The 11,069-nt window shown below is 39.7% G+C and carries 13 protein-coding genes; 9 read left to right on the forward strand and 4 right to left on the reverse strand.

Going from position 1 to position 11,069, the window contains the following annotated elements; genetic code table 11:
- Positions 1-4: 4 nt before the first annotated feature.
- The 5 genes from NAF19_RS29395 (at position 5) to NAF19_RS29415 (ending at position 3,798) form a co-directional block, all read left to right on the forward strand.
- Positions 5-196 (forward strand): hypothetical protein, encoded by a 192-nt coding sequence (locus NAF19_RS29395; RefSeq protein ID WP_252793956.1) that lies wholly within the window; start codon positions 5-7, stop codon positions 194-196.
- A 150-nt stretch (positions 197-346) separates the two neighbouring features.
- Positions 347-847, forward strand: a complete 501-nt coding sequence (locus NAF19_RS29400) for a DUF4138 domain-containing protein (RefSeq protein ID WP_252793957.1) — start codon at positions 347-349, stop codon at positions 845-847.
- A gap of 17 nt (positions 848-864) precedes the next feature.
- The gene (locus NAF19_RS29405; RefSeq protein ID WP_252793958.1) at positions 865-1,635 is read left to right on the forward strand and encodes a hypothetical protein; all 771 of its coding nucleotides are present in this window, start codon (positions 865-867) and stop codon (positions 1,633-1,635) included.
- A 62-nt stretch (positions 1,636-1,697) separates the two neighbouring features.
- Positions 1,698-2,183, forward strand: coding sequence for a hypothetical protein (locus NAF19_RS29410; RefSeq protein ID WP_252793959.1), 486 nt, complete (start codon positions 1,698-1,700; stop codon positions 2,181-2,183).
- 121 nt (positions 2,184-2,304) lie between these two features.
- Positions 2,305-3,798, forward strand: coding sequence for a Fic family protein (locus tag NAF19_RS29415; protein WP_252793960.1), 1,494 nt, complete (start codon positions 2,305-2,307; stop codon positions 3,796-3,798).
- A 293-nt stretch (positions 3,799-4,091) separates the two neighbouring features.
- Here the strand turns inward: NAF19_RS29415 and NAF19_RS29420 are convergent, their stop codons facing one another.
- The 3 genes from NAF19_RS29420 to NAF19_RS29430 all read right to left on the reverse strand — a co-directional run bounded on the left by NAF19_RS29420 (position 4,092) and on the right by NAF19_RS29430 (position 6,365).
- Positions 4,092-4,571, reverse strand: coding sequence for a Dps family protein (locus NAF19_RS29420; RefSeq protein WP_252793961.1), 480 nt, complete (start codon positions 4,569-4,571; stop codon positions 4,092-4,094).
- 148 nt (positions 4,572-4,719) lie between these two features.
- Entirely contained in the window at positions 4,720-6,018 is a 1,299-nt protein-coding gene (locus NAF19_RS29425; protein ID WP_252793962.1) for a type II toxin-antitoxin system HipA family toxin, read from the reverse strand.
- Positions 6,018-6,365 carry a helix-turn-helix transcriptional regulator gene (locus NAF19_RS29430; RefSeq protein ID WP_252793963.1) on the reverse strand — a complete coding sequence of 116 codons (348 nt, stop codon included), beginning with the start codon at positions 6,363-6,365 and terminating at the stop codon, positions 6,018-6,020. The genes NAF19_RS29425 and NAF19_RS29430 overlap by 1 nt, the downstream gene beginning before the upstream one ends.
- A gap of 729 nt (positions 6,366-7,094) precedes the next feature.
- Between NAF19_RS29430 and NAF19_RS29435 the strand changes: the two genes are divergently transcribed.
- The 4 genes from NAF19_RS29435 to NAF19_RS29445 all read left to right on the forward strand — a co-directional run bounded on the left by NAF19_RS29435 (position 7,095) and on the right by NAF19_RS29445 (position 9,176).
- Positions 7,095-7,721: a hypothetical protein gene (locus NAF19_RS29435; protein WP_252793964.1), complete on the forward strand. Its 627-nt coding sequence runs from the start codon at positions 7,095-7,097 to the stop codon at positions 7,719-7,721.
- Between the two features lie 71 nt (positions 7,722-7,792).
- Positions 7,793-7,921, forward strand: coding sequence for a hypothetical protein (locus tag NAF19_RS30640; RefSeq protein WP_256474505.1), 129 nt, complete (start codon positions 7,793-7,795; stop codon positions 7,919-7,921).
- 4 nt (positions 7,922-7,925) lie between these two features.
- Positions 7,926-8,096: a hypothetical protein gene (locus tag NAF19_RS29440; protein ID WP_252793965.1), complete on the forward strand. Its 171-nt coding sequence runs from the start codon at positions 7,926-7,928 to the stop codon at positions 8,094-8,096.
- A 12-nt stretch (positions 8,097-8,108) separates the two neighbouring features.
- Positions 8,109-9,176, forward strand: coding sequence for a DUF932 domain-containing protein (locus NAF19_RS29445; protein ID WP_252793966.1), 1,068 nt, complete (start codon positions 8,109-8,111; stop codon positions 9,174-9,176).
- Between the two features lie 407 nt (positions 9,177-9,583).
- Here the strand turns inward: NAF19_RS29445 and NAF19_RS29450 are convergent, their stop codons facing one another.
- Complete coding sequence (locus NAF19_RS29450; RefSeq protein WP_252793967.1) at positions 9,584-10,231, reverse strand: Pr6Pr family membrane protein; 648 nt, start codon at positions 10,229-10,231, stop codon at positions 9,584-9,586.
- Positions 10,232-11,069 lie beyond the last annotated feature (838 nt).

Raw genomic sequence — 11,069 nt, forward strand, 5'->3', positions numbered from 1 at the left:
CATCATGAAAACATTAATCATCATCATATTTCTTGCCACCATAGGGACTGTTTCCTATGCGCAGGATACCGCTTATATTAGCCGGGATAAAACAACGGCCTTATTTTTCAAATCATCGGTTAAAGTCGTTGGGAAAACACCACCTGATTTTGAAGTCCGTCAAATTGAGGACGGCTTAATAACGCTAAAAGCCTAAAACCCTGATTTTAAATCTGTCAAGCTGAATATACAAGATCAAAGTACCAATCAGGTTTATCATGTAGCAGTACAGTATTCTTTTGGCCGTGCTGGACGGAGAATAGAAGTTGGAGTTAGCAGCGCCGTTATTACCGTTATCAGATCACCAATGAGTAACTATGCGGCTATTGGTAGCCTGCTTGCATCCGGCAAACGCTCGGATGTGGTTGACCATAAGAAAACAGGAGGTGTTAAAGCCTGGGTGAACAAATTATCGCTTGCCAATAATAAGGTATTTTTCAGGCTGGATATTCGCAACCGCTCAAACCTGCCTTACGATGTCGATTTTATCCGTTTTTATATCAGGGATTTAAAGACGGTTGCCCGGATGGCAACCCACGAGCAGGAAATAGTCCCCATCTATTCAAACCTGAATAAACACACCACCATATTAAAAAGTAAGGAGGTCGCTAAAGTATTTGGTTTCCATCGTTTCTCCCTGTCGGAAGATCAGGCATTGAATATTGAACTCTACGAGCGGAACGGTAATAGGCACCTCTATCTTCAAATCAAACAAAAAGACCTGGACGATCTAAAAACGATCAATCCGGCTACGTCAGCAGCAGCGGATATTCTTGCTGCAAACCAATCAATTAACAGTAGTTATTAATTTAAAACAAAGTAATCATGAACGAGCAAAATTCTGAATTTTTGAAAAAAAGCTTGCTGAACCTGGGGTTTGGCGACAAATTAAACGCCGATCTGGACAAAGAAATGGAGTCGAAAACACCTGAATTTAAGTTGGGTATTCAACATGAGTTTAACCAGAAAACTATTGATTATACGCTTCATTTTAAGGCTGGGGATAACCAGGATATGTATTTCTTTAATAAATATGATGCGTCGATCAGCCATAAGGATGATCCGGCCAAAGATTTGAACCAATCATTTTTTATTAATAAAGGTAGCGGGATCACCGCTAAAGAAGCCTTTAACTTAATGGAGGGCAGGGCGGTTCACAAACAACTTTATAACTTGGAGGGAAATAAATACCAAGCGTGGTTACAACTGGATGATAAGAACCTGACCGATAACGGCAATAAAAAAATTAAACATTACCATGAAAACTACGGCTATGATTTGGATAAGGTAATTGCCGGTAAGGGTATCAAAGAGTTGGAAGACCCAAAAGCAAAGGAGGAACTGATGTATTCTTTGAGAAAAGGCAATGCCCAGCAAATTACCATGGGCGGTAAAGGGGAGGATAAAAAGTATTTTATCGCCGCTAATCCGCAATTCAAAACGGTTGATTTATTCGACCATCAGATGAAGAAAATTAAACGGGAAGAATTACTCCAGACCGATCAAAAACCTGCTAAAAGCCTAAAACAACGGGAGCAGCAAAAGGAGGATGCTCCCATAAAAAAGCAGTCGCGTAAAAGCAAAATGAACGTTTAATTTGAACTTTCGGAAACAGGTCTTGTACAGGCCTGTTTCTTTATTGAATAACTAATCAGATATTGACATGGAAAACACGATTCACCCCCCATAGTAATCTTTTAAAGATAACCGACCAGCAATGGATTGATCTGATTGAACTGCTTACCGAAAATGTTTTGGCCCTGAATAGCAGGATACTTTCAAACATAGAAATAATGTACCGGGTTGACGGCCATTTTCCGGTTCTCTTTTTCCGTTTAACCTCGATCATCGAAGACCCGGAGGATGGTGATCTAAAGTCTAAAATTTCTGGTTTTTCTTTCGGTTATGATATTGACATTGATGATGAAGTTTATATCCAGCCTTTAAACCCTGATGGTTACTGGGAGGATTTTCTCAAAGAAATTAGTATAACCCATTTCTTTGCCCCCAACAATGTTGGCATGAAGAAGCTATATAAGTTCTTGTCCAACGACCTCAAAATTTGGGACGATGAAGTGCCTGTACAAATAATTATTCCCGAACCGAATAAGTGGAGGAACTTGCTAACAGTTACCGTTGACTAATAGATATTCCTATTAATTAAAATCTTCTCTTGTGCCTTCATATTATATGCACAGGCGTAATTTATTCTATTTTTTTCTACATAAACCTTGTTTTAATAGAAAATATTCTACAAATTAGCGTATGTCAAAACAACTAATAGAAAAAAATCTACAGTCATCGATAGATGAAATCCTATTCGGGAGTTCTGATAAGGCGCTTTCCCAACAAATTAGCAGGTTGGAAAAAGCCGGTAAGATCAAAAAAATAGCACCACGCATTTATACTTCAAATCTAACAGAACAACCCGAAGTACTGGTGAAAAGAAACTGGTATAAAATACTTGCCCATCAATATCCGGGGGCATTATTAAGCCACCGCAGCGCGTTGGAATTTAAACCCTCTCTATCGGGCGAAATTTTTATCACCTATAAATACACTAAAAATATTGTATTGCCCGGTATAACTATACGGTCGTTAAAAGGCAAAAGGCCTGTTAATGGTGATGCTTCGTTTTTTAATGACTTATATGTTTCCCAGGAAGCAAGGGCATATCTTGAAAATATGCAATCTTCCACACAAAAAGAAGATAGTTCAAAAATCCTATCCAAAGAATTTATAGAAGAAAAATTGGATGCCATTGTCCGCATCAGGGGAGAAGAGGGATTAAACAGCTTGCGCGATAATGCAAGGCTTGTCGCGGACGAACTCGATATGAAAAAAGAGTTTGAACGATTTAATAAACTCGTAGCCGCCCTACTTTCGAGTAACAGTAACAAAATATTAACATCGCCGCTAACTAAAGCGAGGCTTTCAGGATTCCCCTATGATCCGTCCAGAATAGATTTGTTTAATCACCTTTATGAACAACTTGCTGCAAACGAATACCCTGTTTATGAAGATCAAAACAGGACAATCCACGCTTATCAGAACTTTGCCTTTTATGAAAGCTACTTTTCTAATTACATAGAAGGCACCATTTTTGAAATTGAGGAAGCTAAAGAGATTGTTTTAACCGCTACCCCCATGCCATCACGGGATGAAGATTCACATGATGTATTAGGAACATACCAAATTGTATCCGACAGGAAAGAAATGAGCCGTTGCCCGGATACGGCGGAACAGTTATTAAGCATCCTCCGGCACAGGCACTCTATTTTGCTAAGTGCCCGTCCTTCAAAAAAACCAGGTCATTTTAAAGATAAGAATAACCGGGCTGGAAGTACGGAATTTGTAGATTGGCAACTTGTTCAGGGGACGCTTAAAAAAGGATTTGAATTATATTCTATCCTAAGAAATCCGTTTGCAAAAGCTGCCTATATCATGTTCCTTATTAGTGAAGTTCACCCGTTTTTAGACGGTAACGGAAGAATAGCCAGGGTTATGATGAATGCCGAACTAACGTCAAAAGGATTATCAAAGATAATTATCCCTACCGTTTACCGGGAAGATTATATGGGTGCTTTAAGGAAGTTGACCAAACAGGGAGAATCGGCTGCGTACATCAGGATGTTACTACGTGCCTATGAATTTAGTGCGACCGTACATCAGAAAGATATGGATAAGATGGAACTATATTTGAAGCAATGCGATGCGTTTGAGGAACCGGCTTTAGGAAAGTTAAACTTTCAGAAATAAGAAAAGTTAACTTTTTTTACTGGCAGCACAAGTTTGATTTTGTTTTTGCGGTCAAGTGTGGACATTCGGCGCCATCGACACTCTATTCCAAAATAGCGAACATTTAGTTCCATAACACTTTGACTATATCAATTCATTGATTCATAATTACCATTTTCAAAAGTGATTACACAAATCGGTACTCTACATCCCACGGCATGGCATGGTCAAAACTTCCGGAATATCCAGTCATAGTCAATTATAAGCTGTTCGGATAAATAATAATGCTTTACATAATAACACACAAGTTTAGTTTAATCCTCATTAACAAAAGAACGCAACATCCAGGTATTTTTTTCTTGAAATTGCATAAACCGGTTTATCATATCATTGGTGCCATCATCTCTGGCTTCACTGGTGATTTCGAGAATATCTCGTTCCATTTTTATCAGAATCGCGATATCTGCAATTAACGCTTTAACCATATCGGTATCTTTCATACCGATCATATTGATTTCTTTAATGGTTGACATTCGGATATAATCACTAAAAGTGCTCAGTGGTGGTTTACCTAAAGTAAGTAAGCGTTCCGCCAGTTCATCAATAGTGGTAAGTGCCTCTGTATATAGTTCTTCAAATTTTATATGAAGGGTAAAAAAGCTTGCTCCTTTAACGTTCCAGTGGCAGCCTCTTGCATTTTGATAATAAAGGTGGTAATTGGCTAAGAGATCATTAAGATGATCTACCACAGGTCTGATTGCTTTTTCTTCTAAATTTATTGATTTTGCATCCATGATTTAATATTTTTACAAATCTATTGAATTACTCACACAATACTTTCAAATGGTCTTTAAATTACGAAAACATGATAAGTCTAAAGATCAGCCATGACAAAAGTAGGATAGTTGTAATGACTAGTAAAAATGCTACTTAGTGTTAACTTCATGATTGTAATTTAACAAATGTTTCGGCTATCGCTTTTTGTAAAACAGTTGCCACTTCACATTGCTTTGCATAATCCGGCCATAATTTAAGGAGGCTTTCTATCTGCCTGATGATCTCATCGGGCTTTTTTATGGTCATTTGTTTGGCAACTTCCTGCAGGTCTTTTCGGTCTATTCCCTGCCTTTTTCCATTAACGCTTAAGGATTGCTGGCTGACCCAAGGGCTATCCGGGCGGTAAGCGTGGCATACATCATAAGCCGGGGCTAATGCCCATCGCCCTTGTTTGTTCATGGTAAAGGCAAAATTTTTGGTATGGTCATCGCAGTTTCTCGCCAATACGTTAAAAACCATTCGGCGGTACATTTGCTCCGTCTGTGGATAGTTCAGGCGTAAGGAGCGCATCGTTTGAAAGAGTTGCTCATAGCTGTAAGAGCCTACATTGTTAAAATCAAAATGCTGTAACGCGCAAAAGGTTTGAACGTGAACCTTCCCCTGGTCCGGTATCCGGTCAAAGCGCCTGGTCATAAAATGTGCCCGGCCATGCTCCTCTAATAACCGGCATTCGGTCATTTCAATTCCGCAATCTACCGCCATGAGGTGGTAAGCCATTTCAACACGGCCATACTCCCTTGAAGTGCCGAATTGTGCATCATGTACCCCATCAAACTTAATGAGCCATTGCGTAAAACCTTTAGGTGCTTCCGCTTGTCCGCTTCTCACTTCACCCGTTTTAGGATTGTAAGCGATCACGGCTTTAGCACGGGCACCACCTGCGGAGGTACCGATCTTTAAAATATCCAACAATCCTTTTTCTTCATCTTTTGACAGATCAGTATGAAAGTCCTTTCGTCCCGACAGGATAGCTTCGGATATCTCAACCAGGTTATCCACTTCTAACTTCGTTGATGTGTTCTTTCCCTTGGGTTCAACCGGCTCAAACTCTAACGCACCCATGCCCCGCTGGCCGATAAAACACAACATTTCTACCGGGTTCATGCTGTCCGCAGGGCGGCCAACCCGTGCCAGCCAGGTATTTATTAAAGTGTTACCATAACGGTCAGGCAAAACATCCGCCAACAGTCCGGGTAGCCCTTTAAAGGTTTGACTTCCCCGTAATTCATTAAAAGAAAATATCCTTCCGTTGGCTGCGCCAACGGGCATTTTGAGTGGGGAAATATCCCATCCCTTACGTAAAAAAGCCGGTTCAAACTCAAAATCAGCTACCCCCTTATCGGCATCCCACGCGATTGCGCCGACGCGCTCACCCCAAAGTTTTATAAATGCGCTATTGATCATTACCAGTTTACTTTAGTTCCATTGTTGGAGGTATCGCTATTTCGGGCCCGTTGCCTTTTCTGTTGTTCCAGTTTAGCTAATTGTAGGGGGCTAATTTTTTGTTCTATTTCAAATGATTGCAACACAGGTAATTGTTCCAATACCCGCAAGATTTGCAGTAAGGAGAGTAGCGTACCGCCGTTCCCTTTTTCGATCTGCCCAACGGTAGAGCGGTTAATACCGGCTGAATCAGCAACCTGTTGTTGGGTTTTATTTTGTTGCAACCGGGTTTCCTGTATGAATTGACCAATGAGGTTTAACACACCCTTGTCGCTCATAGAATACCAGTCTATGCTTGCTTTTCCCATCACTAAATGATTTTATAGTAGTTAATGCTTGCTTTTCTAAGCAAAAGTACAATATTTCTAAATAACAAATGCTATTAAGACTAGTAATGATTATTTATTCCATCATTAATGGCAAATTAATGATTTAATGATAGATACTTTAAGCATTAGTATTTTTTGATCGGTTTTTATGGTGTCCCTGCGGCCACGCTATACGCTATATCTTTCCCGGAAAGGATGCCGCTGCTATCCTTGACAGGAGATTAAAAGGTTGCCTGCTTAAATATCCTGCTACTGCATTTTCGCTATGCTGCAAAAGCATCCGCTTTGGTAAGCTGCCGGAAAATGCAATTAAGAGCATCATTCAGGATTCACTTGTTTACCCGCTCCATTGCATTACGCCGGGAAAAGCTGCGCTTGCCTTCGCTCTGCACTTAATTAATTGCTGAAAGATCAGACACTTTAAGCAGCTATTTTCCAATCGAAACGGAGAAAAAGGCAGCTAAGGTTTTGCCCGCATAGCTTGAAGACTTCTAAAACATCCGCAAAAGACTACGGCATAATGAATTAGCTCGTCCCTCGCCAATTCACCCTGCGGGACTTATTCCGTTTCCTTTTGCCTGCTGCGGGCACCTTTTAATTGCTTTCTTTTTTTCCGTTTTTTCTTTTGAAAAATAGCTTTTTAGGAAAGTCTTCGGGAAAAGAGGGAAACAAAAAAACAAATTTTTTAACCCTTTAAAAGCAGTAAAAATGAAAACAGCAGAAAAAAATGCAACCGCAGTACAAGGTACAGCAGCAAAAAACAACCAAACAGCAAACCGAGTTGAAAACCGCCCAAGCTTAACCCAAAAGGAAGCCAAAGAAGATGAAAACGCTAAAGATCAAACACCTGCCCAAACTACGCAAATTGAGGCAACCAAAACTGCCGAGGTTAAGAGCGATAGCCCCGCTACAGTGGATAACAAACCCGCTTACGTTGCGCCTTACACCACAGGACAAGGGATAGACGAAGCGCCAAAAGCCGAAGAAGTAAAAGCGGAAGAACTAAAAGTGGAAGTAAAGCCCGTAAAATTTGCTTTGAACTTAGAAAGCACCTTAAAGGTAGTGGATGATTTGCACCGCAGGAGCATTCAACGGGTAAACCTGATTTCACGCATTAAGCAATTGACAGCCTTTGAAGTGGCGTTAACGCAGGAAAATGACGAGTTGGAGGATAACCCGTATCAGGGTTGCAAACTCATTATCAAAGATGATAAGAACCGGGAATTTATTACCACCACACCGGGCTTGATCCGTTTGGTATCTCAATACATTTTTGATGCTTGTAGCGAAAAACTGGCGGACATCGAAGCCAATATCGTTTTTCCAAATGCCTAACAAATCCAATGCTCCCTCCGTTAGCCAACGGAAGGGGGCATTTTTAAATTTCACCTTAAAAAGTTAATCCGATGTACGAGCAATTTATAGAGTTAACCAACCAAATATTTTGGGAAGGTTACGCAGAGCAATTAGCACAGGAAAACCCGGTAAGGTTTCAATTCGAGTTAAACGATTTTATAAACACCTATCAAAATTAAGGCGATGGAAGGTACAATCTTTTTGCTTTTGAAAATAACCATCAAAACCACCCATAAAAACATACACGATGCTATACGGGAACTGCAATCCAAAACGGAATTAAATGTAAGCAGTACCAAAAACGTCAAGGTTTTGAAAACAGAGATTATGCAATTAAAAACTAAAACCCATTAAAATTAAATTATCATGGCACATCAAATAAATTTCAATCAGAAAACAGGCAAAAACAGCTTTATGAGCGTAAAAGAAAAAGCCTGGCACAACCTCGGGCAGGTGATAGACCGTTACCCGACCAGTAGCGAAGCGATACAACACGCAGGACTGGATTATATCGTTGAAAAACGCCCCTTGTTTACTTATGATACCGCAAACCATATCGGGAAAACCGCAGATAATATCATAATCCCTGAAATAGCAGTACCTAATTTCTTTGCGACCGTTCGGGCCGACACGGAACAGGTTTTGGGTGTGGTTGGCAATGATTATGAAGTGGTACAAAACCGGGATGCTTTTTCTTTTTTTGATGCAATCGTAGGTGGTGGCGAAGGTATTTTATACGAAACAGCCGGGGCGTTAGGCAATGGTGAACGGGTATTTATTACCGCTAAACTTCCCGATTATATTAAAGTTGGCAGAAAGGATATGATCGAGCAATACCTGTTTTTAACCACCTCTCACGATGGTTTAGGGAGCATTACCGCAGCTTTTACCCCGATACGCATAGTTTGTAACAACACGCTAAACGCTGCAATGCAGAGCAATAGCAACGCCATAAAAATACGACATACCGCATCCGCAGGTGAGCGGTTAAGACAGGCGCATACGCTTTTGGGGATCAGCCATGTTTTAGCGGGTGAAATGGAGGGCTTATTTAATCTATGGGCAAAGGCGCGTATCACCGATACCGAAGTGAAAAAATTAATACAAATTGCAATGGCACCTAATAAAGAAGTGCTGACCAACTTAGCCGAAGGTAAATTAGACCTGTTATCTACTCATTATACCAACATTGTAGATAATGTTTATGAATATGCTTTAGCAAGCCATACCCAGCAATTAGAAACTACCGCCGGAACGGTGTTTGGTGCTTATAATGCCGTAACAGGCTATTTTCAAAATGTGCGCAGTTTTAAAAGTGATGAAGCCAAGTTTAAATCCATCATGGATGGAACTGCCAAGCAACGGGCGCAAACTACTTTTGATCTTTGTAGCAATTTTGCCAAGCACGGAGGCGAGGCGTTAATTTATAATTGATAACCAAGGGGGAGCAATCCCTCTTGGTTTGAAAATTGCCCGGCGGCGGGCTACGCCCGCCCGGAAGAACGCCCCCTGTTTTCTTATGGTTTGATGATCTTTGGTGAAAACAGGGGCGCTTTTATAAGATGATTTAACGTCCACTATTTATTGATCGTTTTTAATCTTAGGTAGAGATAACGCCTTAATGATGGTAATTAACTTTTTTTAAGAATTCCTTTCTCAACGCTTTCGTTCAATAGGTTCTCAGCATAATCCCAGGTAGAACTCGAACCTTTTTCAATGGCTTTTTTGGTTACTACTGTCGACGTTTACAAATGTCAGCCCCACTATTGGCAATACTTGTGTTAGCGGCATGGCATACTTTGTTATGACGAACACTAAATTAAAATCATACAAAAGGTTCCTCAAGTATTAGCGTTCCTCCGACTCATCGCTTTTGTAATTGCAATAAATAATTGTGATAGTAAGAAAAACCCAATAAATAAACCAACACTGTTTAAAAGCACTTTCTTAAATCCAAGGGTATTTGCATCAATAAATGGATAGGGATAAAATCCAGATAATGCACCACGAAACAACACGAAAACAGCATAAAAAAAAGGATATAGCAGCCAAGCAAAAGCATTTTTCCATCCCAATCCTCCTTTAGGTGCAAAGAAATACCAATATAAAATAAACAGAATTGGAATAACTACATGGAGTAGTTCATCTGCTAATCGCTGAAATCCTACTGGAGACCATATCTGTCGCAATATTAAATTGTATAATAATCCAACTACGGTAATATTAATTGTAGTAGCCGTTAGCACACTTGGTTGTGAAAAAAAAATGCCCGAACGGGAATTCGGTTTTACCAAAAGAACTGTAAAACAAAATGCAACAAGAATATTGGTAAGGATAGTGTAATAACTAAAAAAACGAATAATGGTTTCTGGGACAGATTCTACCCTGTTAAGAATAATAAGATAGAATTGAAGTATTACGGCAAACCATGTTATTGCAGCACCAATCATTAAAAATGTTTGCTTTGCTTTTGTTGTTTTTTCTTTCATATTATTATTGGTTTAGAAGAATGTCAAATGCTTGCCGCTACTCGTGTATCGACGCATGTTTTACGAATAGTAAGTAAATGTATATAAAGGGTTTGTATTTAGGAAAACATCCGTAATGAAATGTTAAGCCATTAGTAACCACTCGTTCACACCAAAGATTTATAGAGCCAAGTTTAAATCCATCATGGACGGGACTGCAAAGCAACGCGCGCAAACTGCTTTTAATCTTTAACAATTTGTAGAGCACGGAGGCGATGCACTGTTTATAATTGATAACCAAGGAGGAGCGATCCAGTCATGGTCGGAAGAATTTTTCTTCCGACTTTTTTGTTTTAGGATATTCTTGTGTATCGATATAAATATTTGATTATCAGATATTTAATTTTTTTCTCGTGTTTTTTAATGCCTTAATGGCTAATAATCAATGAGATATGGCCATATTTAAAGACCACAACATCAATGTAAAGCAGCTATTAGGATTCATTCCGGAGGCACTTATAGCAAATTTGTCTCTTACGACCAAAATCGATCATTACGCGAAGGTTCTACACGGAAACAAGCTGTTCCATCTTTTGCTGTATGGCATTTTGGATAATGAAAAACTTAGCCAGCGAACTTTGGAGGACACCTTTAATGATTCGGTATTCAAGGTGCTTTTCAATCTTGATGAGGATGAACGAATACGTAGAAGTTCCATTTCACCCAACTTCCTTTACCTGTTTCGAAGTCCTTACTTAGTTTATTTGTAGGTCACGTAATTAAACCCGGAATACTGAAATAGAAAACTGACCCTTTTCCGCTTTCGCTTTCAACCCATATTTTACCGTTATGAAGATGA

It is taken from the genome of Mucilaginibacter flavidus (assembly GCF_024055575.1).
Classification (GTDB): Bacteria; Bacteroidota; Bacteroidia; order Sphingobacteriales; family Sphingobacteriaceae; genus Mucilaginibacter; species Mucilaginibacter flavidus.